Source organism: Undibacterium sp. GW821-FHT11B02 (assembly GCF_058808955.1).
This window is the reverse complement of the sequence record NZ_JBXASD010000005.1, coordinates 425,752-450,722: the sequence shown is the minus strand read 5'-3', so window position 1 is coordinate 450,722 and position 24,971 is coordinate 425,752. Positions and strand designations below refer to the sequence as shown.

Here is a 24,971-nt window from a genome sequence, read left to right as displayed (position 1 = left end):
GTCGGAAATATGTGACTAATCTGTATAGATTAATTTAAAAAGATGACTCGTCAAAAACGAATATTTTTAACGCTTTTGACGGGTCATATCGCATTAAAATAAGTAACGCACACTTAATTTTACTGTTCGCATTGGGCCTGCCAGGCTGTTATATTTCCCCAGATTGACATTGTCTCCTCCCAGGTAATTTTGAGGGTTACCAGGACCGCCACCCCAGTCATCTGCACCGCCATAATTCACCGTATTAAACAAGTTGGCGATATCAACTCTGAATATCAATTTGCCTATACCCAGTGCCATATTTTTTGCCAAACCGAAATCAAGTTGACGGAATGAAGAACCGTCGCCTTTAACGGAGACGCAATTGTTAAAGCCCGTGGAGCAATCCGTGATTCTGTGCGGCAGACCAGAGCCGAGAGTTAATTTGCCGGACATCATCAAACCCCATGGAAGCAAGTTGTCTGAAAATGCGGACGCTACCAAACGATGACGCTCCAGATCTTTGGAAGGATTCCAGCCCGAAGTAGATCGGCCATAGGTCCAGTTAAAAATATCGTTGGTCCACTCTTTATTGGTTGTCTGCCCATCGCTAAAGGTATACGTTACCCCCGCAGCCCAGCCAGAAGCGGAGGTATAAGGTTTATCCATTTTCATGTAAACCGTAGTCGTTTTTGCTTGCGAGATAAAGTCGCCAAGGATTAAAGTTCCAAATCCTGGAACTGATCCCCACAGCGGATCAATCGGGCTTTGTGTACCCCAGCCACCTTGTGGATCACGATTGCCGCCATACCAGTTGAATTGATTCTTGCTATGAGAATAGGTTGCGCCTACTTCCCCATTCCATGCGCCCAAAGCTTGGCGCAATCCAATACTGAATTGGTCAGTATATGGCATCTTGTAGTCATTTTTTACCAACCAGATTTCACCACCCGGTTGCATATTGTGCTGCAACTCATCCAAAGCATGATTTGCCAAAGTGCGATCATATGAACGCCCGATGCCACCAAATACCACTTTACTTCGGTCACCTGTCAAGTCATACGAAAACCCTAAGCGAGGAGCAATGGCTCCTGCGAAAGGCTTACGATTACCCGTGCTTATAAACCCATTTATGTCCACCCCGCCTTTAGCCAAAGACTGTGCGTAAGTCTGACCTGGCGGCGCTCCGTCCCGCGGATCTTGTTTATTAAAAATGGCAGCCCTGTCTGCTGGTGTAACATAACTATTGTTAAGCATATTGGTTTCATAGTCCCAACGCACGCCCAAATTAAGTTCAAGTTGTTTTGATACTTGCCAGTCATCTTGCAAATAAAGACCAAATTGATTATCTCTATATTTGACAGCAACAGGGTCCAATGCCTTGTCTATCTGAAAATAGTTTGCTGACGGATTGTCTGACAACAATCCCACTATCGGGTTACCTGTCTTGTTGTCGATAAGTTTGTTTAGCACGTCAACAGAACGGGAAGTACCTGATAAGTCAATATCGACGGCTTTGAATTTCGCGCCGCCTTTGATGCTGTGTCCCTGCAATCCGTTGTATGACAAATCATCTTGAAGCAGCAGGCCGCTTTGACGGCGATATTGTGCGTCCGGTGAGCCGCCTGTCCAGATCACGTTACGTTTACCATCCAAAGTATTGGTTGGAGAAATGAAGTATTTGATCAGCGGATCGTTGCTGCTTGAGCGTGGGTTGAAAACATAGTTTTCGTAGCCGGCGCGTGCTTCATTTTGAAAAAGGTTGTTCGTCCAGGTATGTTTAATGTCGAATCGGTTTTCGTCGTTAATACGTTCCTTGTCGTTACCAGGCGCACTCAGACCCGAGTCCTCAGCCACAAGATCTTTTTCCCGACGGATGCGTGCGCTAAATTCCATTCTCTGACTATCACTTATTTCCAAATCAATCTTGCCAAATAAGAGGTCTTCATTGAAAACTTGATTTCTCGAACCCTGCATACCGTAGAAGCTGGCTGCCAGCCCTGTATTTGGCAAAATCGCAGAAACATCCGCCAGACTTACATTGCGGGGCGTCTCTATTCGCTTTCCTTCGTACGAAAAAAAGTAATGAGCAACATCTTCCTTCATAGCACCACCTATACTCATGCCATACTGGTTTTGCTTATAAGCCGCGCGATCATTACCTTGTGCCCGACTTTCTTTTTCAAATGGACTATAGGCGGAAAATTTGTCGCTAGTTTGGTCAAAAAAAACTTCGCCATGCAATTGATTTGTGCCGGACTTGGTTACGGCAGTAATCGCTGCACTACTGACCTGATCAAATTCGGCCTTGTAGTTTTGTGAAATCACCTTGTATTCTGCTAATGCGGACTGCGGAAATGGATTTCCCCGACTGGCATCCAATCCAGTGACGCCACCTCGCAAAATATAATTTTTCTGGCTAACACCGTCGATAAAGACGTTCACGTTATCCTGATTTTGTGCACCGCTTTGTATTTTTCCGATACCCGACGCATCTGTATCAAAACGCACACCTGGTGCCAGATCAGCAAATGCGAGAAAATTACGACTCATCTGCGGCAGATTTTCAATCTGTCTGCGTGAAACACTGGTATTGACTTCGGAACTTTTTACTCCGCTCCGACCAAGATCTCCAACAATATAAACTTTTTCGACTTTTTCATCTGGCTTGCCACTTGCCCCCTCCAGCGCCAGGTCAAGAGCCGCAGTTTGCCCCAGGCTAACCGTGACAAGGCTCGAAGCCGCTTTACTGTCGGCTACATGTAATTCATAGGTGCCTGGTGCTAATCCAACAAGGACATAGCGACCTTCCGTGTCAGTGATTCCCTTATAACGCGCTCCAGTTGCAGTATTAACAGCAACTATAGATATGTTGGCTGTAGCAGGCGTTCCACTTTGCGTGATTTGCCCTCTTATAGTAGCAGTGCTCAATTGAGCCATGGCTGGCTCTGCAAACAACATACCGATAGCTACTGCGAAAGCTATGCGCTTGAAAGTATTTTTTTTTGTCATGGTGTCTCCTAAAGTATATTCAAATATATAAATGTAAACGGTTACATTTTTTTACAAAGCCTTTCTTTTTATGTGACGTCACGTACTATCAAACTTATCGACTTATGGTTTTTTTGCCCCACAAGAACTCCGAATGACCAACTCGGTGCGCAAAATATGCGGCTCAATAGTTTGATCAGAGTTTTGTGTCTGGACTTCTTCTATCATTGCAACCAAACTCTGAAATGCCAGACTTCCCATTTCCGAGATGCGCACCCGCACAGTAGTTAGCGGTGGCGAAATAAATCGCGAGGTTGGAATATCATCGTAACCAACCAGGGCAATATCATCCGGCACTTTCAACCCAGCATCTGTCAATGTCGACAAACAACCAATCGCCATCATGTCATTCGCAGCAAAAATTGCATCCGGGCGCGAACGCATGGAAATAACCTGAGCGCCGACTTTCCAACCCGACTCTTCCGTAAAGTCGCCTAGCCATATTTGTTCCTTGGCTTTTGGCAAAAACTCCTTCAAAGCATCCCGGTAACCGCGTAGTCGCTCCTGAGCCTCGAAATTTTTTTCCGGACCTGCAATCATTGCAATTTGCTGATGTCCCTGTCTGACCAAGTGCCGCATCATGCTATAGGACCCACCATAATTATCAACAATAAACGATGGCAGCTTACAATCTGCAATACGAGTATTCATTAATACAGTTGGCAATTTCAGAGGTAATTTACTCGTCAAAAATTCTGAATTCAAATGTGGCGACATCACCAACAGGCCGTCAACCCTGCCTGCCATCGCCTTGATAGCCGCCTCTGCCTCGTACACGTCGCCATGCGAACTTGACACCAGCAAATGAAATGCCTTTCCTCTTGCTGCCTGATCAATTCCACGAATTAATTCAGAAAAGAACTCTCCATGCAAATCTGGCAGCAATACCCCTATCGTTTCTGTCTTACGAGTGATCAAACTACGTGCTGCATTTGACGGCACAAAACGCAGCTGTGCTGCGATATTTGTTATCCTTAGTGCAGTCTCGGGCTTGACCTTTGCATCTCCATTCAGAGTCCGCGACACAGTAGCCGTCGACACCTTTGCCAGCCTGGCGATATCTCTGATTGTTGTCACTTAATCTGCTCCACTATGCTGGAGTCGTTTTCTTTCTCTTTTATGCTTTTCACTTCAGTTGCTCCGGTTACTATCTGGTAGGACATATGTTGTGCTACGCATGAAAGTAACCGTTTTCATTTTTTTTGTAAACCTATAACCTTACAGAGCTAACCGCGATACGTAGTTCCGACTAACATCAGCTCCATAGAACGGCACGGGCAAATTTAATACTTCGCCTCTACTTGCCACCACCTGTGAGTAGTACCATGCACTTTCCTTAGGGGTTCGCTCTTGCGTTTCAAAATTCACGTGCACTAATCCAAACCGTTTAGAAAATCCCAATGACCATTCAAGATTATCCATAAACGACCATGCAAAGTATCCCTTTAAGTTGACACCATTCTCGATCGCAACATGCATTTCCCGAAGATGCTTGTACAAATAATTGATACGTAGTGGATCAACTACCCGGCCGCTTTCTGCAGCAGGTGGATCATAGAATGCGGAGCCATTTTCTGTGACATATTGTGGTATGTCTCCATAACGGTTTTTCACCCAAAGCAAGATCTCACTTAAGCCCTCAGGAAAGACTTCCCAGCCCGTCTCTGTGTAGGTGGCACCAGCTTGTTTTACATAGGCAACTTTCACTGGCCATGCCGCCTCTGCATGCTCAAATACACCACGGGTGTAATAGTTGATGCCGACGAAATCTATGGGTTGGCGAATCAGTTCAAAATCTTCTTCCGGCCAACTTGGCCATGCCTCCCCAAAAATGTCAGACATCTCTTCAGGATACTTTCCAAGAAAGACCGGATCCAGATATTGCCTGTTAAAATACGCTTCTGTGCGAGCCACTGCGGCCAAATCTTCTGGCTTATTCGTTGCAGCATACTTCGGCTCCAGGTTGACTACAATACCGATTTCATTCTTCCCACAAGCGCGGTACCTTTGCACCGCAGCACCATGTGCACGCAAGAGGTTGTGGGACGCTATAGGAGCCTCAAATAAATTCCTGTGGCCAGGTGCAAGAGCACCATGCAGGTAGCCCCCGTCAGTGACCACCCAGGGCTCATTCAGCGTAGCCCACAACTTGACTCTGTCATCCAGCTTCCTGAACATCAGCTCTGCATAGTCGGCAAACCAGTTGGCGATATCGCGGTTAAGCCATCCACCCTGATCATCCAGGGCTGCCGGTAAGTCCCAATGATAAAGTGTTGCGTTCGGCGCAATCCCATTTGCCAACAGGCAATCGACCAGGCGATCATAAAACCCAATACCTTTTTCATTCACCGCGCCCCGGCCTGCCGGCATGACACGAGCCCAATTGATGCTGAACCGGTAGCCTTGCATACCCAGCGTCCGCATCAGTTGAATGTCGCTTTCATAGCGATTGTAATGATCGCAAGCGACGTCACCATGATCGCCGTTGACCATCATTCCTTTAGTACGCGTGAATCTTTGCCATATACTCGGTCCGGCACCATCGGCCAAAGGCGATCCTTCGATTTGATATGCGGATGTAGCACTCCCCCAAATAAAGTCTTCTGGAAATTTAATTTTTGAGTTCATAACTGGTAATGATTCCTCTTACGTTTGATCTGGATAGCAATTAATGTAAACGATTACATTTTATATTATGAAATAATTTTTTGTATACTTTTTTAAGCACTACGACTAAACCTCAAATAGAAAACAACAAAAATCACGTTGCATAAATAACTGGCCAAACAAAATAGTTAAGTAAATAACACTGCATTGCATATGCACATTAAATGCTTTAAGAGGAGCAATTCCTGATCACATCCCACGGCACCTGGCACTTAGTATGCCAACATGGGCACTTGATTCACTAAATGTAGGCGATGGATTGTTAAGCACATTCACTGACCTCCCCCTATGAAGTCATTTGTTTTGCTGCCAACTCAAGTCCGGTAGAAGTCATTTTACTTTGCCAATATACAGAGAAACATACTGAAATGTAAACGATTACATGATATCTTTAGTCAAACAAATTACAAGCAAAAATTTAGAGAAAAACACTGAATGTGCAAAAAACAGGACGGAGATAATGATTAAAGTGAAGCTAAAGCAGGTGAATAAATTTTATTCGAATCAACATTGCGCTGTCGAAGCGGCTAATTTCGATATCCATGACAAAGAACTCTTGGTACTCGTCGGGCCCTCAGGTTGTGGCAAGTCCACCCTGTTAAGAATGATTGCGGGTCTTGAATCGGTTTCTTCTGGGTCAATAGAAATTGACGGCGAGATTGTCAATGACGTTGACGCAAAAGACCGGGATATTGCCATGGTATTTCAAAGCTACGCTCTCTATCCACATATGAGCGTTGCGGAAAATCTTGCCTTCAGTTTGCAGTTGCGCAAACTGTCAAAAGCAGAAATCAAAGATCGGGTGAAAAGTACGGCCAACACCTTGGGTCTTCAAGATCTCCTGGAAAGACGCCCAGCCCAGTTGTCTGGGGGCCAGCGGCAACGTGTAGCATTAGGACGCGCTCTGATTAGAAAACCGTCCATCTTTTTACTGGATGAGCCACTTTCAAATCTTGACGCAAAACTAAGAATGTCAATGCGTATGGAAATTGCGCGCCTCCACAGAGAGTCCGATGCAACAATGATCTATGTGACACACGACCAAATTGAAGCAATGACCTTAGGTCAGCGCATTGTTGTTTTCCAAGGAGGGAAAATTCAACAAATAGATACGCCTTTGCACTTGTACGCAAAACCATGCAATATGTTTGTTGCAGGTTTTCTAGGAAGTCCATCCATGAATTTTTTCCATGGCGACCTGGCAGAAGAATGGAATGGTGTCTCGACATTTTCCCTAATTTTAGGGAATGCATTCTTGCCTTTGCTTTATCTGACACCACAAGAAAATTTCTTAAAAAACTACGTCAATCAAAAAATCATCGTCGGTATTCGTCCAGAAGATTTACTGTTGGAGCATCAGAAGCAGCAAGGTGGAACTTACCAATCTTTTTGTCTGCATCTCGAAGCAATAGAATCTGTAGGAAATGAAACATTTCTTCATTTACGATTCGCTGATCAAGAAGTGGTGGCGCGCGTCCCTCCAGACTTTACTCCTGTTATCGGGCAAGATGTCACGCTTTATTATGCTGTTGAAAAGTTGCATTTTTTTGAAACTGAACATCCTTCATTGCGAATAGATCGTCACGTTCCGGATCAAAATACAGTGCCGATGATTTCTCACTAAATCTGCGAGATTATTTTTTTCAAGTATCACCATTGTTCTGGCGTTTGACTGACCAAATGCCGGGGAAAGACAGACCCCAGATTTCTTTTCCCTGGCAGTCAAATTGCACAGCACTTTATTGTTGTTCTCGATAAATACACGCTTAAAAACTTCGCAGAGGCACCAAAGCCGCAGCTGGTTTTACCAGTATGCTCACCACACTCGCTGGCACATCGGGCATGGCTGGCACACGAACACGCACTGTGATCTTGCCATTGCTAGCGTTGGCGCGCAGGATGGCCATCGCATTGCCGTCATACAGCTTTCGGCGGTTAGCCTGGTAAGGGTCGTGGTCTTGCATGTTACCATTGTCCACGGCGACGACTTTTCCTTCCCCTTCTGCCATAAACTCGACTTCGCTATCATTATCTGGAATGCGAACACCCTTGTCGTCAACCAGGGTGACTGTCACATGGGCCACGTCATTCAGATGCTGACTCAGCGTCGTATCGGCAGATAACTGCAGGCGTGCTGGCCCGCCAGCAGTTTGCAATTCATCTGTGGCCACAACCTGGCCATCACGTTTAGCGACAGCTTTCAGACTACCGGCTGCAAATGGCAGTTTGACGATGATGGGGGTGGCGTCGGCATGGCATTTTTCACTTGCAACCAGATGGCCATTCAGGCTGAGTTCGATTTCATCGGCATTGGTATAAATCTCCAGCGTTTCAGCATGCGGTTCGTGATTGGCAGGCGACCAATCGGCCACCAGTGGTTGCGAGAAACGTGGCCTTGCTGTGGCTACCGCCTGGACTGGCTGATCCGCCGGTGCAGCACCTGGCCCAAATACTGGCTCCACCACATTCTGCCCAACAGTGGCAACGCGACGGGCTATCTTCACCATGGGTATAGTTGACCACCATGACAGGCGCTCATAAGCACGCGGTCTTTGCAAGCCCGTGCTAAGCAAGAGACCAGAACCTGTGCCTATGGTTGGCCAGCGACCGGCTTCGCCCAGATAATCGACACCAGTCCACAAGAACTGTCCTGCGTATTCAGTATGGTCGCGCACTGCTACCCATTGATTGACTTCATGGGTATTTTCTGTGCCCAGTATCTTGCGCGTGGGCTTTTGTACATAAGCTGCCAAAATTTCTTTTTCGCGATAATTCTGGCCGACGACATCCAGCAAATCGGCATAACCATTGTCATAATCTTTGGTCACATTGGGACGGAAAAGTGCCTGGGTGACCGGGCGTGTAGGGTCAACTTCATGATGGACCCTGATCAGACGTTTTGCCCATTCAAACGCCACTTGCGGCTGCGTGGTATCGCGGATTTCATTGCCGATGGAATAGATGACGATGCTGGCATGATTGCGGTCGCGCTTCACCAGGTCGGCGGTATCGCGCTCTGCCCACTCCTTGAAATGCAGGCTGTAGTCATGCGGTACCTTGGCCAGGGTCCATTGGTCAAAAAACTCATCCATGACCAGAAAGCCCATGCGGTCGCACAGGTCAAGAAATTCTGGTGCAACGGCATTGTGAGCAGTGCGGATCGCATTCACGCCCAGTTTGCGCAATTCGGTCAGGCGACGCTTCCATATGGCCAGCGGCACTGCTGCACCCACGGCACCACCATCCGAATGCAGGCCAACGCCATATATCTTCAGGGCGCGGCCATTCAGGAAAAAGCCTTTGGCTGCATTAAATTCAAAGCTGCGAATGCCGAACGCAACATCTTCATTGTCCACAGCTTTGCCATCACGCAACAAGCTGACTGCAGCTGTGTATAACACGGGGTTGTCAATATCCCAGCGCTGCGGTTTATTCAATGCGATATCAGCTTCAAGATGCAGTGTCTGGCCAGGCTTGGCTTGCACGGCTTGCGTGCTGACTGCCTTCAACACCGCACCGCTGGGATCAAGCAGGCGCACCTGCAATACCAGCCTGCCACCATCCGGACTAATGATGCTGCTGCGCACATGCACAGTCGCCTTGTCATTCTTCAGCTTGGGGGTAGTGACAAACGTACCCCAAGGTTCGATATGGGTATCGCCCGTGCTGACCAGACGCACCTGGCGGTAAATGCCTGCCCCCAGATACCAGCGCAATGATGGTTCATTGGCATTGTCACAGCGTACTGCAATGATGTTGTCGCCGGGCTTAACATAGGCAGTCAGATCGTACACAAAACTGACATAACCATTCGGGCGGTGCCCCAGGTACTGGCCATTGATCCAGACATCGCTATTCGCCATGACGCCATCAAAGACAATGAAACTGCGTCTGCCTGCTTGCAATGTATCAATATGCAGAGTATGACGGTACCAACCCACACCACCGGGGAAGAAGCCTCCGGCAGGCCCGGATGGATTATCCTGGGCTACCGGTCCTTCAATGCTGTAGTCATGCGGCACGGTCACGCGACGCCATTTGCTGTCATCAAAACCAGTTTGTTCGGCACCGCTGGTGTCCCCCTTGCTGAAACGCCAACCTTCAGACAGCAATTGCACGCTGCGCGGCGCATCTTCGATAGCTGCGCTCGCCTGACTGATACTGAGAGCACACCACAGGGATAGAAGAAAAAAATGGATCAGACCCATGAGACAATCACCTCAAAAATCGGAATAAATTAGACAGACAATGGTAAGTCAGCCAAAAGGCCAGATGATATGAGAGTCTTAAAAATCATCTTCTTGAGCAGGTACTGGTGGCAAACCCTGAATACTCAGGGCACTTATTGACAGGCGCGAGCATGCATTGCCGATATCAGGCGCAGGACCGCTTCTATTTAAATTGACAGACACTGATCAATTTACTGCGTCTTAAAACATCACGATGCCGTCAAGCTGTTGCTACAAAATATTAATCCCAGCCACATTGTCAGTACCAATACCATTTCTGGCAGGTAACTGCGTAATGGCATCCGTCTCATGGCAGCGACGAGCACTGCAAATACAGGCAAAAGCAGGCAACATTCGATAACCAGGTTACGCCAGAATGCATAACTGATCAGCCCCGTATGTGCAGCACCCGGCAATACAGCTAAAGGCAAAGACAGTTCTGCCAATGAAAACGGCCAAAGCAAGGGCAAAGACCGCCCTACCAGCAGGTCAAGTAACAAATGCGAGCATGCTGCCAGCAACAGAATCCAGAAACTGGGTACCACATTACATGGCCTACTCCATCGCCTCGCCGCCAACCATGCGATGCAAGTCATTGACAGGCAAAAGAAGAGTGAATGCGTGAAACGATGTTCAAAGCGAACACGCAGAAACCAGATCACAAAATAATCAAAATCTGGCAGGATAGCCAGCAATATAGGCAAGGCCATCGCGGTACGCGACCGCCGCTGCTTATCATCTTCATTGCAAAGATACAGACTTGCCCCGGCAGCGACATGGGCCAACAGTGACGACATAATGGAAACAGCCAGACGGCAGGTAGTAAGAACTGCGCCAGCTTAGCGAGGGATTGTGAAGTGTGTATGCGCTGGGTGTGAAGTGCTTAAAACCTTATATGCACTTTGCATCTGACGGTTATCACAGACGCATTTATGTCACAGCAACGCCTACTTCATGTCTCTCTATTTTTGATAATTTCCTGATAAATATCGTAATTATCCTGCTCGTAACAAACGATATTAATGGTCTCTATACTTTGATCACTTTCAAAAAAAGAGAATATCGTATCGCTTGCTATCTGTGCAGCCAACTCTTTGGGAAATTGATATGTCCCCGTCGAAATATTGGGGAAAGACAGGCTACTTGCATTGTGCTCTACTGCTAAATGCAAACATCTCTGGTAGGTTTGTTGCAGCAATTCAGCCTCGCCTTTCGTTCCATCATTCCATCTGGGGCCAACGGCGTGGATGACATATTTGGCAGGCAATAATCCGGCTGTCGTTATGACTGCATCTCCAGCGTAACAACCACCTTGTCTTGCCCTGATCTCCCTACATTCATTCAGAATATTTGGTCCACCTTTACGATGTATCGCACCGTCAACACCGCCACCTCCTAATAGTGAAGAATTGGCAGCATTGACGATGATGTCTGCCGGGTAAACGGTGATATCGCCTTTCAAAACGATAATGCTACTCATCTGACAGAATTCCTAATAAGTCATCGAAAGCGTTGTTAATCACATCCTCTTCCTCGGGACTGCACAATATAACCAACACCTTGTCTTGCACACGAAGGTCAAAAATATCCATGCCTGGCCAACCTTTTGACCAGAAATCAATTGTACCTAGCAATGAATTGGATTCAAATTCGACCCTTTTAAGGTTCCCGAAGTCACCATTTGGAAAATCTGACCAGGTAAGCAAATAATCAGGCGGAATTTTTGATTTTACAAATTGCTCAAAAAACTCAAGATGACTCATGCCATCCATTTTAATTTGGATTCATAAAGTTAAGAAACTGCGACAGCATAAAGATGGTGCGCAAATTACCTCTTCATAGGGCAATAATCAATTAATCTGCATCGCGCGGTCCAGGCATATCGCGACCATTTTGATGTAAGAGCAGTCCACTTACCTTGCCATCTGCCCGACGTTTAAAACTCAGTTGCGCATCAACTACCTTGTAAAAAAATTCGTCACGTGCCTGCGAAAAAACCGGATTAATTCCTTGTCCTGTGGCTTGGGCATACAGCTGCCCCGCCTGTTCTGTGATGATAAGTTTGAAGCCGGGTGCAAGCGTATAGCTGCCTGCATATTGCTTGAGTTGGTCAGCCGGGATTTTTATTTCTGTCCGATTGGCGGGTTCTGGTGCAGCCTCACCTATGCGTGCTGCCGGTGAGGCGTGACCGTTTTGATGCAACGTCAATGACTTGATTTTTCCACTGGCATCGCGTTCAAATTGCAGGCTGGCTTCGACCACCTTATAAAAGAATTCATCTTTCTTCCGCAAGAATACGGGAGCCTGTGGCTGGCCGCTAAGTTGTGCCAGCAAACCATCTGGCCCTGCACTGATGTTAAGGATAGCACCAGGTGCGAGTTGATAGCGACCTGTGTATTCTGCCATTTCCTTTGCAGTAAGACGAATCTCCCCGGCTTTGCCAGCATCGGTCTCTGGTGTCATTGGCAACAACGCCGCCATGCCTATATCGTCAACGCTGACACTGGCGTTCGCCAGCACCACAACACCATGCTGACCATCTGCCGTAAAGCCGACGAAGGATGCATAGCCACCTGTCATGCCGTTATGCCAGATTACTGTTTGCCCGCGCACACTTTGCACATGCCAGGCCAAGGCTATCTGTAAGCCCGGCACACCGGTGGGGCGTTGTTGCTGCTGTACTAGTTGTAAGCCAGCGGGCACTTTTACATCTGCGCTGTGCATGTGCGCCTGCAAATAACGCAGCATGTCTTGCGCGTTTGAGCGCAGTGCACCTGCACCAGCCAGGGTGGGCATGTCCCAATTGGGGACAGGCTTGCCGGCTGCATCATGCCCTGTCGCCAGATTGATTTGCATGGTGGTCGTCAGTGTTATGCCAGTGTCTGTCATGCCTAATGGCTTGGTAATACGTTCCTGCACCAGCTCTGCATAGGACTTGCCTGCACGTGTGGATAACGCCTGGCCAAGTAAGCCAAAACCCAGATTTGAATATTCATACTTCGCGCCCGGTATACGGGTCAGTTGATAGCCACGCAAAAATTCACGCAGGTTATTTTCTGTGTAATCAGCATACGGATTATCTGGCTGTTTGGGAGCCATATTGGCAGGCAAACGCGGTAAACCGGATGTTTGAGTGGCAAGGTCCAGCAAAGTGATAGCGCGACCCTGATATTGCGGAATGGTATAGGCAGGCAGCAAGGTCGCGACTGTATCGTCAAGTTTGAGCTGAGCACGCACCTGCATATCAGCCAGCAACAGTGCAGTAAAGGTTTTGCTGACCGAGCCAATTTCAAACACCGTGCTGGCATCCGGCTGATGCGGTTGAGCTTTGCCATTCGACACCAGGCCAAAGCCCTGCACCTTTTGCTCTTGGCCGACTATAGTCGCCACCACCATGCCTGGAACAGTGCCACTGCTAACGCGGGCAATGGCCATTTTTTGTATGGATGAGACAATATCGTCTGCCGCAAACACCTGTCCCAACATGGTAAAACCGCATGCTGCAAGCAGAACTGAAGATACTTTCATTGATATCCCTATAAAGGCTTGACCGCTGCAAAGAAATACACCGCCTAACTAAGCGGCCATTGCAAAATTAACCCAGCGTTGTTGCGCCTCCTTGCCGACGAATACAGTACTGTCTTCGTCGGCGCGCCTGGTCATCTTAATTTCGCAACAGCCGTTAAGTAATACGACCAAAGCCGAGTGATTTTTTCTATGAAAAATGATCATAGCACAACAAAATGGATGAAAAAGAGGGAATCCTGAAAGTGATGGGCCGCTGAAAATGCCGCAGGACGCAGCACCAGATGTACCCTGACGCTGGTCCCGTATACTGATGGTTTTTACATAAAAATCGCCTGCCAACCTGTGGCTGGCATAATCAGATTATCTTTTTCCCTGACTGCATCCTTTGCCGCAAATTTGGCGCAATGGACCTTGTTTTTCAGCGGGTCAGTGGCATCATTATTTGCCGCCAAATGGGCTTCTTCATTGCCCTTGACCAGCACTGTCTGGTTTTGATCAGCGTAGCAAATTCCCACGCTATTAACCGACGGCATGAACAGACGCAAATACCAGGGTACCAGTTCCTTGATGGCTGACTTGGCGGCCTCAATACTCTCGCTGATGTCTGCATATTTGAAGACATCTTGCGGTAGTTTGGGCAACAGGATGACATTAACTTCCATCGAGCCTTTTTTCTGGTTGGTGACAAACTCAGCACCATCGGCATAAGCTGCCTGGTCCAGCGGTACGGTGATGAACCCGGTTGGCGATATTTCCAGTTGTTGATGTGTAGCTTTGCCGTCCAGGTAGATATTCAGGTTAGATATCGGCACGTGGGATTTGGCTGAGGTGATGCGAATCAGTATTTGTACTTTGTCCTTGCTTGCCGCACGTACTTTTGATATCAGATCATATGCTGTTTTATATGGCAAGATGGCCGGGTCCCTGATGGCTTTGACTTCTACGCTTTGTAGTTCATCTGCGGTACTGGCAGGTGAGCTTGCAGTGGAACTTGCCGGTGCATTTATCTGGGCCTGAGCATGGTTAGAGAACACAGCCAACGATGCCAGCATGAATGCGAGCATGGTGAGATGCCTTGAGAAAACAGAAGCAGCATACATAGTGAAGATTTCCTTGAATTATTATTCTGTCGGACAGACTCAATATCTTCCTGCCCACCAGTCAACGCTTGCCTCATACAATCCTTCAATTGGGTGCGGCAAGCAAAACAGCATTTCAAAGTGTCGTCACTTTTATTGATTGCTACTATGCTTTTGAGAAAAGTACCGTAACATTACCAACTTAGCACCATATAACAGTACTAATTGATAATTTTATTACTCAATAGCAAGTCATTTGATTTCGATTGCCTCTACCCTGATCAATTCACAAGCACCAGCACCAGTATCTTCACGTGTCAGCGACGAGCGCCAGTGCCAGCCGTCAGCGGCAGTAGCTTCAACCAATTGGCCACGGATTTTGACAACCTGACCGACACGTACTGACCTCATCTTTTTTTCCAGATCGGGAGTGGTTGGTATCAGGTGCATATTGGCGCTGTGGCTGATTATCTCTGCTGGCGGGCGCGGTGGTTCGTTATCCCAGTGGTAATGGTAAAAACGATTGCCCTGACCTATCGACAACTTTTCCAATACGGCAGAATCCGACATCGAGCCCCAACCAAGGGCCAAGTCTACTGGCGATAATTCAGCCTCGCGATCAGAGGAATAAGTCTCTTTAGACAGTACGCGCGCTTCTACCGTAAAGTCAGCCAGTGCTTTGAGTTTGTAATTGTTTTGCTGATAAACAGGTCCCTGGTCAAGCATGATCTGCACAGGATCATTGGGTGCAATACTGCCTGGCGGCACAGTCACAGATCGTCCGCGCCATTGATGGACTGCAACAAACAGGATTAATACCACCAAAATCCATCGCCATGAAAACATGCTTGCCCCTAATTATGAAATGCGTTCTATCAAAACCTGCTACAACTTTAAAAGCCTTAAGCTTACTGCCGCAATCGGTAATTGGAAAATGACCCCATCCCAAGTCAATTTCACAACAATCCACACAAATTGTCATGCCGCCACGATATTTGAATTTTGATGTAGGGTATATTGCCCATGGGTTCGACATTGTGTCTGACTGACGAGCACATTACATATCAATTCACTACCAAGCTGTACATTATGCAAGCACTTTACTTCTGTGGCGACACCCATGGCGACTTTCAGCATGTGATTGATGTCGTCCTGGCAAATCGTCCTGCAGCCATTATTTTTTTGGGCGATCTGCAAGCCAGGCAGCCGCTGGAGCAAGAATTGGCTGCCATTATGGATAGTACCGATATCTGGTATATCCATGGCAACCATGATACCGACACGGATGAAGACTACGATCATTTATTTGGGTCCGCCCTGGCTGGCCGCAATCTGCATGGACGGGTGGTGGATATAGCAGGTTACAGAATCGCTGGTCTGGGTGGGGTGTTTCGCGGGCATATCTGGATGCCGCCAGGAGTAAAGCATTTCCAGACACAAAGAGAATACAGTATCAAGACAGGCAAGGAAAACCGTTGGCGCGAGGGGTTGCCACGCAAGCATTACAGTTCCATTTTCCCTACCGATTACAATTACCTGGCCAGTCAGCGCGCCGATATTCTGGTCACCCATGAGGCCCCCAGCTCGCACCCGCATGGTTTTTCCGTCATTGATGAACTGGCGAGGCGCATGCGTGTTACCCGGTCATTCCACGGCCATCATCATGACCGCATTGACTACAGCCAGCAGCACGAACAGATGGGCTTCAAGGCATATGGCGTCGGTTTTCGTGGCGTGACGGATGTCAACGGTGATGTTGTTGTGGCCGGGCAGTATGACCATGAAGTACCATGGGCGACGCTGAACAAGCGCTAGCAAATCCACATGCGAATCCGTGCGCCCGATAAATACCTGGTCAAAGAAATCATGTATTCAGCGGGCGGCAGGTAACAGCATCACAATCCTCGCGCCAAAGCGCCAAGCCGGGTAATGTCGTTGATCAGGAATGGCGGCACGCAAGGGATATGTTCCGAAGGTTTAACCGGGCAATCCATACGTTCTATCAGTGATGCAGCGCCCCGTTTTGTCATGGTTTGAAACGCAGAATCGGTATTGCCATAGGGGACGGTCGTATCATCACGCCCGTGAAAAAACAGGATGGGTGATTGCGGTGTCCAGTCATAGTCATTGCTTTGTGCAGCAATACTGGCATTATCATCATTGAGGAAATTATCCAGGAAAGTAGGATCAAAGCTGATATCGCTTTGACTGCCCAGTGCAGAAGACAACAGCAAATTGCGCACGTTCGCCCTGTCATTTGCACCCAGCTTCTTCAAAAATCCCGGACTGATGAGTGCACCAAGGACAGGGTTATCCCTGCGAATGGCGTCCAGCATGGTATTCAATGTCAGTGCAACATCATACGGGCCGGCACCAATAAATGTGCTGACCGGCAGTACGGTACTCGCCGTCTTGTTTTGCGTCAGTTGCCGCAGCGTTGCCATTGATGCATACGCACCTTCAGAATAGCCGGTTAAAAATACCTGTCCATTGTCAGCAATCGTCTTCATCTGACGCCAACGCGAAGTGGCCGTCATGAAATCGACGACAGAGACAGCCGTCGGGGTCGCCAGCAAATACGGATGCGGCAAGCCTTTGGTCGCTCCATAACCAACATAATCAGTCGCACTGACCAGATAACCCATGGAAGCGAATAACACCGCAGGTTCATCTGGTGTGGCATGGTTGCTGGGGGCTTCGGCATCGGTTTTGATGGTGGCATGCTGATAGCTTAAAACCGGGCTGGCCAGGCTGGTCGCTTTGCGCGGAATGGCCGCAAGACCGGATGCAATCACACTGCGCCCACCAGAATCAGTCGTGGTGTAAGTGATTTTATAGGTGTCAACTGAATACAGGGGTTTGACTACTGCGGCCACATCTTTGGGAAGTGCAGTCGTCACATCAGTGACATTAACCGTTTTGATAAAAGTAGCGACTTCAAAATGGCCGGGACCAGGCGGATTGGCAACCTCTGGCGTGACGACCGGTGTTGTGCCACTATTTGAAGAACCGCCGCCGCCACAAGCTGCGACTGCCATAGTAGCCAGGATAGCTATGACCAGTGTTTTGCCGGACGAACATGCATACAAGAAATCAGGTTTCATAGCTATTCCAATATGGGTGGGTTGCAGGCACCACACCCTTGCCACGGCCGCAGGGCCAGATATTGTATTGAAACAGAATTAGGACCCATTTCATCAACAATACTCTATACCGTCATAGCCAACACTACGACAAAAAATAATTGTTACAACTTTACGGCTTTACCATGTAGAGTGAAGGCGCCACAGGCAGTTTTGCGTCTGTCCCATGAAAACGTTTTTTCCATCCTAACACATGCAACATGCAGTTCCATTTCCCTATCGATTCTGCGTTACCCTCGTCGCGGATTTGGGTGTGACCTTGCTCAACACGCCCCGGATTCACGTTACTGGCTTTTGTCTGGAAACGCGCCAATGCCAGTTAAGGTTGACACCCAGACTGGCCAATACAATCAATAGCAAACCAGCCATCTGCACAAGACTGATATGATGACCATAGACCAGATAATCAAAACCGACCGCCGTTGCCGGATAAATAAAAGTCAGCACGGCAATAGCACTCGTGGGCATCTTGGGTAATGCACCATAGATCAGCACATAGGCCAGAGCGGTAGGCAACAAGCCCAATCCAGCCAACCAGGCCCACTGTCCCATGTGCATGCCCGTCGCAGGTAGCGTGACGAAGCCAGCCAACAAACCTACGCCCACCAGGCAGTGGATGAGCGCAATCAAATGTGGTGGCATGACGCGCATGGCACGGGTAGTCAGGGTAACACCAGCATAAGCAAAGGCCCCCGTCAATGTCAGCAGCAAACCCGTCAGATATGGCCTGCTGATCTGTATATCCTTGCCTTGCAGGCCACACGCCAGTATCAGCCCGACAAAACCCAGGCCAACCCAGGCAATCTTGTTGGCCGCGATTTTTTCACGGAACAACACAGCACTTAGCAGCAACACAATGAAAGGTTGTACATGGAAGACGATGGTAGCGACAGAAATACCGATGCGTTCAATAGCAGCAAAAAAAGTGACCCAGTTCAAGACCATCAGCAAACCGCCAAACACTGCCAGGCCCATATTCTTGCCAGAAAAATTGCTGCGGACAAACATACCCCTGTACCAACAATAACCTCCCAGCGCGACTGCTGCAAACAGGCAGCGAAAAAACACGGTGGTAATCGCATCCAGCCCGGCTTCATGAAAGAAAATACCCAGTGTCGCCAGCATCAACATGGCAGCGACATAGGCCAGGGTAGCAGCCTGGCCGGATGGATTGATGGTAATTGAGGCAGACATGGTTTGCTCCATTAGATATTGTTGCGCTATCATGGGCTTTGGTTATGCATCAGACAAGCTGATTAAATTGAAGCTATTCTTTCGAAAAACCGAATTATCAAATTATCTGTTATGAATTTCCCGGAATTAAACCTCAGCCAGTTACGCACCTTCGTGGCAGCGGCAGAACACCTTAGTTTTGTCAACGCAGCAGAAACGGTGCATCGCTCACAAGCTGCAGTCAGTATGCAAATCAGCAAACTCGAAACCAGCCTGGGTCAAGCTCTGTTTGAAAGACATACGCGGCGCATAACCCTGACACTGGCAGGTGAAACCTTGCTGCCTTATGCACGCCAGTTATTGCAGACTGAGCAAGCCGCACTAAGTGCCTTGCGTACGCAAGAAGTGATCGGTAAAGTGGTGCTGGGTGCGCCAGATGATTATGTGTCATCTTTGCTACCACCGGTACTGGAGAGGTTTTCAAAGATGTTTGCCAAGGTTGAAATAGAACTGGTTTGCCTGCAAAGCATCTTGCTGAAGCCCTTGCTGAAAAGAGGCGTGATCGACCTGGCTTTTGTTACCCGTGATGAAGGTCTGGATGGTGTTTTCATCCGCCGTGAACCCATGGTTTGGGTGGGTGCAGAAAAACATGCCGCCTGGAAGAAGACCCCGCTACCTGTCGCCTTGTATGAGAAAGGTTGCGTCGCCCGCGAACATACACTGGCTGCACTGGAAAAAAGCGCCCGGCCCTATTGCTCCACCTACAGCAGCCCGAGCTTGCTGGGGATACTGGCGATGGTGGAAGCTGGCCTGGCAATTGCTGCCCTGGCCGAATGCAGCGTTCCTGCTCATCTGGTACGTCTGGGCAAGACTGAGGGATTGAAACCTATAGCGCCGCTGGATATCGTTCTCATCAAGGGCAGAAAAAATAGTTCACCTGCGGCTGAATGCCTGGCGAACGAGATCATGCAGGCGCTGAGTGCAAAACGTGGAATGTAGAGTACATCAAACCATGGCAGCAACAACTGGCACACTATCAACAAACTGCTCAAAGCGGATGATCTTGCCATCCTTTAATTGCCACAGATGGGCAACTCTGGCGCTGAAGGATTTTTGGCTAATCTTATGCATGCCGCTATATGTACCATAAGCCACAACCTTGTCATCACTGGCGACATAATCTTCGACTGTGAATTTATAGTCTGACCATTCTGTGCCGAGGCGATAGAAGACGTTTTTTGCTATCTCTGCAAAGCCTGTGTAGGTACCGGCATAGGGAAAGCCCTGTGCCTCTGTCCAACTGGCATCTGCGGCCAGATATTGCTGCAGGTTCTTGCCGTTTTCTTCTGAAGTTTTGCCTTCATAAGTGCTTTTGATGATGTCCAGGTTAGTCAATTTCCCACCTCTTTCATGTGTAAATAGCATGGCGCACTATTGTCCGCCATGCTCAAGGTATTACTTAAAGTATTGCTCAATGAGTCAAATGAAACTGACTTACCACTTCATCTCACCCTTGTTCACCTTGGCTCCGATATCCAGTGACATGCCTGGTGGCGCATCAGGATAAGCTTTTTTCATGGCGTCGATGAGTTCTGCACTGGTCTTGGTGGCAGCTGCATTTTTTTCAAACGACAGCAGATAACCCTTGGTGTAAGTGATCGCACTGATGTCGACTGCCGTGCCGGATTTCATGTGGCCAGGTACAACGATTTTAGGTTGCAAGGCTGCCATTTCGTCCAGTTGCGCGACCCAGGCACTGCGTTCGGCCACGGTTTGGGTATCCGCCGTCCATACATGCATATTGCCAAACACACCAATGTTGCCGACGATGGCCTTGATTGATGGAATCCAGAAATAAGGACGGTGTGCCAACACACCCCGGTTGCCACGTAATTCAACCACTTCACCATCGACGGTCAGGCTATTACCGCTCAAAGCCTTGGGCAGGACCGGTGTACGAGGTGCATTCGCACCCATTTTAGGCCCCCAGAAAGCGACTTTGCCTGCCAGCTTGGCACTCAGTTTTTCCAGCACGGCCGGGGTGGCAACAACATCAGCTTGCGGGAAAATTTCTTTCAGCGCTTCGACACCAAAGTAATAATCAGGGTCAGCCTGGCTGACAAGGATGGTTTTCAATTGCTTGCCGCTATCGAGTACATTGGCGGCGATGCGCAGGGCGTCGGCACGGGTGAAACCGCCATCAATCACCAAGGCTTCTTTTTCGCCATACACCAGGGTGGAATTGACATTAAAGCTATTGCCGTCGGCGTTATAGACTTTGACTTGCAAGGGCGTGGCTGCTTCGGCAGAGGCAAAAGTGACAGCGAATGTAGCGGCTAATACTGTGGTACGTAGCATGGTGAACTCCTGATCTTAAATAAGTTTGAACTGTGTTTTGAATCAGAAAGTGATTCAGTGCTTGCAGTTTAATTTCAAATTTAGAACAAATAAATGCGATAAAATGCACATAACTGTTTCAAAATTTGAACAAATAGCGAGTAAATTATGGATAGATTGACAGCCATGCGGGTGTTTTGTGAGGTTGCTGCCAGCGGTAGCTTTAGCGCCACTGCAGACAAACTGGACATGTCGCGCGCCATGGTGACGCGTTATGTGAATGAACTGGAAAGCTGGCTGAATGCACGTCTGCTGCAAAGAACAACGCGCAGCGTGACGCTGACCGATGCTGGTGAGCAGTGTCTGCGCCGCAGCCAGCAGATGCTGGCGCTGATGGAAAATATAGAAGAGGAAACCAGCAGCGACGACGGTGAACTGCGCGGTCAGTTGCGCCTGACTTGCAGCACCTCATTCGCCTTTGGTCACCTGGCACGTGTCATCAGCAAGTTCCTGGACTTGCACCCTTTGCTGAAGATCGATTTACATGTAGGCGACAGCACGGTCAATCTGGTTGAGGCGCGCATAGACCTGGCGATACGCATCAGCAGCGAACCTGATCCGCTGTTGATTGCGCGGCCACTGGCTGTGTGTGATTCTGTTCTGGTGGCATCGCCCGCTTATGTCAGACAATATGGCTCACCTGCACATCCGCAAGAGCTCCCCGCTCATCGATGTATGAGCCATGCCAATTATGGTCGAAACACCTGGCGCTTCCAGCGTGCTGATGACGCCGTACTGGTTGATATCGCCAGCCACTTCAGCGCCAATGATGCGACCGTTTTATTGCAGGCGGCTATGGCTGACGGCGGCATCACTTTGCTGCCTACCTACCTGATGGCTGACCACTTGAGCAAGGGTAAACTGCAAGTCATATTGCCAGAATGGTCAGCACCAGCGATGACGATTTATGCCTTGTTTCCATCACGCCGGCACTTATCCCCCGCAGTGCGTGCTCTACTGGATTTTCTGGTGGAGGAATTTGCCAGCCAGCCTTGGTGAGCTGTTGAAGACATCAACACACCGGTCCCGAAAACACTCGCGAACCGGTGCACTGACATCCGCAATGCTTATTTTGACCTGGGTGGCAAACCCATCTTTTCCAGTGTCAGGGTTTCGTCCGCGCGCCCCCAACCGCCGTCGTTGACCTCTTCGACCAACACCATGGAATAAGGTCGGACTCCTTCACCAAAGTACTCGACGAACATGGCGGTAGTGCGGTGGATGATTTCTTCCTTACGGCTTGCATCGAGTATGCCTTCAGGGAATTTGAAATTAGCAAATGGCATGCTTTTCTCCTTGGTTTAAAAATAAAATGGATGTTGCTCAGACGTAGCCGCCGTTGACGCGTAGCACTTGCGAATTGACCCAGACACCGTCAGGGCCAGCCAGAAAGGCGACGGCCGCAGCGATCTCTGCCGGTGTGCCTATGCGTTCCATCGGTGCCATTTTGGCGATGTTGGTGATTTGTTCTTCGGTCTTGCCATTGAAGAACAACTCGGTACCCACCGGGCCAGGGGCGATGGCATTGACTGTGATGTCGCGCCCGCGCAATTCATTCGCCAGTACATGGACCAGACCTTCCACCCCCGCCTTGCTGGCGATATACGGGCCATAGGCAGGAAAGGACTTGGCAATCACACTGGTGGACAAGGCGATGATGCGTCCGCCTTTTTCCACATGCTGGGCCGCCTGTGCAAGTACCAGAAAAGCACCGCGCAGATTGGTGGCGATGACTTTGTCAAAGGCATCCAGATTGCTACCGTTAATGGTTGCCATGGGCATGACACCTGCACTATTGACGACCACATCAATGCGGCCAAACACTTCTTTGCTTGTCGCAAACAATTGCGCCACATCTTCAGGCTTGGCAACATCACCCTGCACGGCGATGGCTTTGCCGCCAGCATTCTGTATAGCACTTACTGTCTCTTGCGCCTTACCGGCATTGCCAGCGTAATTGACCACGACGGCAAAGCCATCTGCCGCCAGACGCAGAGCGATTGCCTGTCCTATGCCACGGGAAGCGCCAGTGACGATGGCTGTTTTAGTTGCTTCTTTATTCATGATTAGCTCCAATTTAGTCTGCAGGACCATATCGCCTGTCTGGAACACACTTTAACCATTCAATACAGCAAGATAAATACTGATAAACTCAGAACATAATTCAATACAGCTCAACAATCATGGACAGACTGGATACCCTGCAACTATTCACCCGCATCGTGGAAACCGGCAGTTTCAGCCGGGCGGCGGACATGCTGGATGTGCCTCGCGCCAGTGCTACCTATGCCATCAAGCAGCTGGAAGCGCGATTGGGCACCCGCCTGCTCGAACGCACCACGCGCCAGGTACGTACTACACTTGATGGACAGGCTTTCTATGAGCGTTGTGTGCATGTACTCAGTGAACTGGATGATGCCGAAGCGTCGATGCGGCATGTGGCCGCCAATCCGCGCGGGGTCTTGCGAGTGGACATGCACGGCACCCATGCGACGCAAGTGGTACTGCCGAGAATTCATGAATTCCGTGACCGTTATCCCGGCATAGAGCTGGTCGTCAGCGGCGGTGACCGTTTGGTCGATCTGGTAAGGGAAGGTGTGGACTGTGTGATACGCGGCGGCAACCCGCGTGACTCGACGCTGGTGGCACGCCGCCTGGCGATGATGCCGCAAGCGATTTGTGCCAGCCCGGCTTATCTGACCAAATTTGGTACGCCACATCATCCGGATGATTTAATGCTGCACCAGGCTGTCAGGTTCTTTTCCAGTACCGGGGCAATTGACTACCCTTTCGTGCTGACTATTAATGGACAGGTGAAAGAGTTTGATGTCGGTGGCTGGATGTCTGTCAACGATGCCGAAAACTATGTCACCTGTGCACTTAGCGGCTGCGGCCTGATACAACTGCCGCGCTTTCATATCGCAAATGCCTTGCGTGAAGGCCGTCTGGTTGAAGTGCTGGCTGACTGGCAAAGCCCGCCATTGCAAGTCACTGCGCTCTACCCTTACCGTCGCCAATTATCACCGCGTGTGCGCGTGTTTGTGGATTGGCTGGTGAGTTTGTATGAGCAGAAGTTTGGGGCCTTGCCTGGCGCAGAAAAATTGACCTAATGCTCCGTGAGAATTATTCAACATTTGTAATCAGGTGAATTCGACATCATTTCATGACACATCCCAGTCTCGTAGGTTGGGCTACGTTTCACCAGCCCAACATTTGGGCTCCACAAACGTATACCTTATTTAAACACGAGTGTTGGGCCAGACCTCGCTGAATTGATGAAACTTAGCCCGACCTAAGCCCTTGATACCAGATAAATTTTGCATCCGGCATCAGCTCAAAAAATCACAAGTCCACCATCACCTCGAAACCGCCAAAAATCATGCGCTTGCCATCGCAAGGCATGGGATTACTTTCAGGGCTCAGGCGTGGGTCGGCCATGACTTTGTCCCATGCAGCATTGCGCACTTCTTTCGACGGCCAGGTCATCCATGAAAACACCACGGTTTCATCTTCCTTGCATTGCACTGCCAGAGGGAAAGAAGTCAGCTTGCCAGGCGGCACATCATCGCCCCAGCATTCAACAATACTGAGTACACCATATTCCTTGAAAACCGGTGAAGATTTTTCGGAATATTGCCTATAAGCTTCACGGTTGGCATTCGGGACAGCGAGTACAAATCCATCGACGTATTTCATTTTTTTTCTCCTTAATGAGACAGGTCATA

22 protein-coding genes are annotated in these 24,971 nt (G+C 48.9%); 5 read left to right on the top strand and 17 right to left on the bottom strand.

From position 1 onward, the window contains the following. Positions 1-93: 93 nt before the first annotated feature. The 3 genes from AC1RVX_RS13165 to AC1RVX_RS13155 form a co-directional block, all read right to left on the bottom strand. A complete protein-coding gene (locus AC1RVX_RS13165; protein ID WP_493217041.1) occupies positions 94-2,991 on the bottom strand; it encodes a TonB-dependent receptor in 2,898 nt (965 codons plus the stop codon). Positions 2,992-3,093: 102 nt separating this feature from the next. Next, positions 3,094-4,107: a LacI family DNA-binding transcriptional regulator gene (locus AC1RVX_RS13160; protein ID WP_493217040.1), complete on the bottom strand. Its 1,014-nt coding sequence runs from the start codon at positions 4,105-4,107 to the stop codon at positions 3,094-3,096. 141 nt (positions 4,108-4,248) lie between these two features. After that, the gene (locus tag AC1RVX_RS13155) at positions 4,249-5,658 is read right to left on the bottom strand and encodes a GH1 family beta-glucosidase (protein WP_493217039.1); all 1,410 of its coding nucleotides are present in this window, start codon (positions 5,656-5,658) and stop codon (positions 4,249-4,251) included. Between the two features lie 421 nt (positions 5,659-6,079). Here AC1RVX_RS13155 and AC1RVX_RS13150 point away from each other — a divergent pair, with 421 nt between their 5' ends. Then, on the top strand, positions 6,080-7,321 hold the full coding sequence (locus AC1RVX_RS13150) for an ABC transporter ATP-binding protein (RefSeq protein WP_493217038.1): 1,242 nt from the start codon (positions 6,080-6,082) through the stop codon (positions 7,319-7,321). 142 nt (positions 7,322-7,463) lie between these two features. Here AC1RVX_RS13150 and AC1RVX_RS13145 read toward each other — a convergent pair whose 3' ends face one another. The 7 genes from AC1RVX_RS13145 to AC1RVX_RS13115 form a co-directional block, all read right to left on the bottom strand. After that, complete coding sequence (locus AC1RVX_RS13145; RefSeq protein ID WP_493217037.1) at positions 7,464-9,905, bottom strand: glycoside hydrolase family 2 TIM barrel-domain containing protein; 2,442 nt, start codon at positions 9,903-9,905, stop codon at positions 7,464-7,466. A 230-nt stretch (positions 9,906-10,135) separates the two neighbouring features. Next, positions 10,136-10,723: a metal-dependent hydrolase gene (locus tag AC1RVX_RS13140; protein ID WP_493217036.1), complete on the bottom strand. Its 588-nt coding sequence runs from the start codon at positions 10,721-10,723 to the stop codon at positions 10,136-10,138. A gap of 155 nt (positions 10,724-10,878) precedes the next feature. After that, the gene (locus AC1RVX_RS13135) at positions 10,879-11,406 is read right to left on the bottom strand and encodes an O-acetyl-ADP-ribose deacetylase (RefSeq protein ID WP_493217035.1); all 528 of its coding nucleotides are present in this window, start codon (positions 11,404-11,406) and stop codon (positions 10,879-10,881) included. Continuing rightward, positions 11,399-11,689 (bottom strand): hypothetical protein, encoded by a 291-nt coding sequence (locus AC1RVX_RS13130; RefSeq protein ID WP_493217034.1) that lies wholly within the window; start codon positions 11,687-11,689, stop codon positions 11,399-11,401. Before AC1RVX_RS13130 ends, AC1RVX_RS13135 begins: the two co-directional genes overlap by 8 nt. Positions 11,690-11,780: 91 nt before the next feature. Continuing rightward, positions 11,781-13,454 (bottom strand): serine hydrolase, encoded by a 1,674-nt coding sequence (locus AC1RVX_RS13125; RefSeq protein ID WP_493217033.1) that lies wholly within the window; start codon positions 13,452-13,454, stop codon positions 11,781-11,783. 317 nt (positions 13,455-13,771) lie between these two features. Continuing rightward, the gene (locus tag AC1RVX_RS13120) at positions 13,772-14,518 is read right to left on the bottom strand and encodes a hypothetical protein (protein ID WP_493217032.1); all 747 of its coding nucleotides are present in this window, start codon (positions 14,516-14,518) and stop codon (positions 13,772-13,774) included. Between the two features lie 267 nt (positions 14,519-14,785). Continuing rightward, positions 14,786-15,379 (bottom strand): hypothetical protein, encoded by a 594-nt coding sequence (locus tag AC1RVX_RS13115; protein ID WP_493217031.1) that lies wholly within the window; start codon positions 15,377-15,379, stop codon positions 14,786-14,788. 243 nt (positions 15,380-15,622) lie between these two features. Between AC1RVX_RS13115 and AC1RVX_RS13110 the strand changes: the two genes are divergently transcribed. Then, positions 15,623-16,348, top strand: a complete 726-nt coding sequence (locus AC1RVX_RS13110) for a metallophosphoesterase family protein (protein WP_493217030.1) — start codon at positions 15,623-15,625, stop codon at positions 16,346-16,348. A gap of 80 nt (positions 16,349-16,428) precedes the next feature. Here the strand turns inward: AC1RVX_RS13110 and AC1RVX_RS13105 are convergent, their stop codons facing one another. Then, entirely contained in the window at positions 16,429-17,637 is a 1,209-nt protein-coding gene (locus tag AC1RVX_RS13105; RefSeq protein WP_493217029.1) for an alpha/beta hydrolase family protein, read from the bottom strand. Between the two features lie 318 nt (positions 17,638-17,955). Further along, entirely contained in the window at positions 17,956-18,870 is a 915-nt protein-coding gene (locus AC1RVX_RS13100) for a DMT family transporter (protein ID WP_493217028.1), read from the bottom strand. Between the two features lie 111 nt (positions 18,871-18,981). Between AC1RVX_RS13100 and AC1RVX_RS13095 the strand changes: the two genes are divergently transcribed. After that, the gene (locus AC1RVX_RS13095) at positions 18,982-19,848 is read left to right on the top strand and encodes a LysR family transcriptional regulator (protein ID WP_493217027.1); all 867 of its coding nucleotides are present in this window, start codon (positions 18,982-18,984) and stop codon (positions 19,846-19,848) included. A 6-nt stretch (positions 19,849-19,854) separates the two neighbouring features. Here the strand turns inward: AC1RVX_RS13095 and AC1RVX_RS13090 are convergent, their stop codons facing one another. Then, positions 19,855-20,274 carry a nuclear transport factor 2 family protein gene (locus AC1RVX_RS13090; RefSeq protein ID WP_493217026.1) on the bottom strand — a complete coding sequence of 140 codons (420 nt, stop codon included), beginning with the start codon at positions 20,272-20,274 and terminating at the stop codon, positions 19,855-19,857. A gap of 69 nt (positions 20,275-20,343) precedes the next feature. After that, positions 20,344-21,207, bottom strand: a complete 864-nt coding sequence (locus tag AC1RVX_RS13085) for an MBL fold metallo-hydrolase (protein WP_493217025.1) — start codon at positions 21,205-21,207, stop codon at positions 20,344-20,346. A 147-nt stretch (positions 21,208-21,354) separates the two neighbouring features. Between AC1RVX_RS13085 and AC1RVX_RS13080 the strand changes: the two genes are divergently transcribed. Further along, a complete protein-coding gene (locus AC1RVX_RS13080) occupies positions 21,355-22,245 on the top strand; it encodes a LysR family transcriptional regulator (RefSeq protein WP_493217024.1) in 891 nt (296 codons plus the stop codon). 68 nt (positions 22,246-22,313) lie between these two features. On the opposite strand, the gene AC1RVX_RS13075 is transcribed toward AC1RVX_RS13080, so the two are convergent. Both AC1RVX_RS13075 and AC1RVX_RS13070 read right to left on the bottom strand, forming a co-directional pair. Next, positions 22,314-22,532 carry a tautomerase family protein gene (locus AC1RVX_RS13075; RefSeq protein WP_493217023.1) on the bottom strand — a complete coding sequence of 73 codons (219 nt, stop codon included), beginning with the start codon at positions 22,530-22,532 and terminating at the stop codon, positions 22,314-22,316. A gap of 37 nt (positions 22,533-22,569) precedes the next feature. Next, positions 22,570-23,310: an SDR family oxidoreductase gene (locus AC1RVX_RS13070; RefSeq protein WP_493217022.1), complete on the bottom strand. Its 741-nt coding sequence runs from the start codon at positions 23,308-23,310 to the stop codon at positions 22,570-22,572. A 119-nt stretch (positions 23,311-23,429) separates the two neighbouring features. On the opposite strand from AC1RVX_RS13070, the gene AC1RVX_RS13065 reads away from it, so the two are divergent. Next, the gene (locus AC1RVX_RS13065; protein WP_493217021.1) at positions 23,430-24,356 is read left to right on the top strand and encodes a LysR family transcriptional regulator; all 927 of its coding nucleotides are present in this window, start codon (positions 23,430-23,432) and stop codon (positions 24,354-24,356) included. A gap of 232 nt (positions 24,357-24,588) precedes the next feature. Here the strand turns inward: AC1RVX_RS13065 and AC1RVX_RS13060 are convergent, their stop codons facing one another. Continuing rightward, positions 24,589-24,942, bottom strand: a complete 354-nt coding sequence (locus AC1RVX_RS13060; protein ID WP_493217020.1) for a DUF1428 domain-containing protein — start codon at positions 24,940-24,942, stop codon at positions 24,589-24,591. Between the last annotated feature and the right edge of the window lie 29 nt (positions 24,943-24,971).

What these genes read in the sequence shown, in the direction of transcription:
- AC1RVX_RS13165 (WP_493217041.1), bottom strand. Translation starts at nt 2,991, where the DNA reads ATGACAAAAAAAAATACTTTCAAGCGCATAGCTTTCGCAGTAGCTATC.
- AC1RVX_RS13155 (WP_493217039.1), bottom strand. Translation starts at nt 5,658, where the DNA reads ATGAACTCAAAAATTAAATTTCCAGAAGACTTTATTTGGGGGAGTGCT.
- AC1RVX_RS13150 (WP_493217038.1), top strand. Translation starts at nt 6,080, where the DNA reads ATGATATCTTTAGTCAAACAAATTACAAGCAAAAATTTAGAGAAAAAC.
- AC1RVX_RS13145 (WP_493217037.1), bottom strand. Translation starts at nt 9,905, where the DNA reads ATGGGTCTGATCCATTTTTTTCTTCTATCCCTGTGGTGTGCTCTCAGT.
- AC1RVX_RS13140 (WP_493217036.1), bottom strand. Translation starts at nt 10,723, where the DNA reads ATGTCGTCACTGTTGGCCCATGTCGCTGCCGGGGCAAGTCTGTATCTT.
- AC1RVX_RS13135 (WP_493217035.1), bottom strand. Translation starts at nt 11,406, where the DNA reads ATGAGTAGCATTATCGTTTTGAAAGGCGATATCACCGTTTACCCGGCA.
- AC1RVX_RS13130 (WP_493217034.1), bottom strand. Translation starts at nt 11,689, where the DNA reads ATGAGTCATCTTGAGTTTTTTGAGCAATTTGTAAAATCAAAAATTCCG.
- AC1RVX_RS13125 (WP_493217033.1), bottom strand. Translation starts at nt 13,454, where the DNA reads ATGAAAGTATCTTCAGTTCTGCTTGCAGCATGCGGTTTTACCATGTTG.
- AC1RVX_RS13120 (WP_493217032.1), bottom strand. Translation starts at nt 14,518, where the DNA reads ATGCTCGCATTCATGCTGGCATCGTTGGCTGTGTTCTCTAACCATGCT.
- AC1RVX_RS13115 (WP_493217031.1), bottom strand. Translation starts at nt 15,379, where the DNA reads ATGTTTTCATGGCGATGGATTTTGGTGGTATTAATCCTGTTTGTTGCA.
- AC1RVX_RS13110 (WP_493217030.1), top strand. Translation starts at nt 15,623, where the DNA reads ATGCAAGCACTTTACTTCTGTGGCGACACCCATGGCGACTTTCAGCAT.
- AC1RVX_RS13105 (WP_493217029.1), bottom strand. Translation starts at nt 17,637, where the DNA reads ATGAAACCTGATTTCTTGTATGCATGTTCGTCCGGCAAAACACTGGTC.
- AC1RVX_RS13100 (WP_493217028.1), bottom strand. Translation starts at nt 18,870, where the DNA reads ATGTCTGCCTCAATTACCATCAATCCATCCGGCCAGGCTGCTACCCTG.
- AC1RVX_RS13095 (WP_493217027.1), top strand. Translation starts at nt 18,982, where the DNA reads ATGAATTTCCCGGAATTAAACCTCAGCCAGTTACGCACCTTCGTGGCA.
- AC1RVX_RS13090 (WP_493217026.1), bottom strand. Translation starts at nt 20,274, where the DNA reads ATGCTATTTACACATGAAAGAGGTGGGAAATTGACTAACCTGGACATC.
- AC1RVX_RS13085 (WP_493217025.1), bottom strand. Translation starts at nt 21,207, where the DNA reads ATGCTACGTACCACAGTATTAGCCGCTACATTCGCTGTCACTTTTGCC.
- AC1RVX_RS13080 (WP_493217024.1), top strand. Translation starts at nt 21,355, where the DNA reads ATGGATAGATTGACAGCCATGCGGGTGTTTTGTGAGGTTGCTGCCAGC.
- AC1RVX_RS13075 (WP_493217023.1), bottom strand. Translation starts at nt 22,532, where the DNA reads ATGCCATTTGCTAATTTCAAATTCCCTGAAGGCATACTCGATGCAAGC.
- AC1RVX_RS13070 (WP_493217022.1), bottom strand. Translation starts at nt 23,310, where the DNA reads ATGAATAAAGAAGCAACTAAAACAGCCATCGTCACTGGCGCTTCCCGT.
- AC1RVX_RS13065 (WP_493217021.1), top strand. Translation starts at nt 23,430, where the DNA reads ATGGACAGACTGGATACCCTGCAACTATTCACCCGCATCGTGGAAACC.
- AC1RVX_RS13060 (WP_493217020.1), bottom strand. Translation starts at nt 24,942, where the DNA reads ATGAAATACGTCGATGGATTTGTACTCGCTGTCCCGAATGCCAACCGT.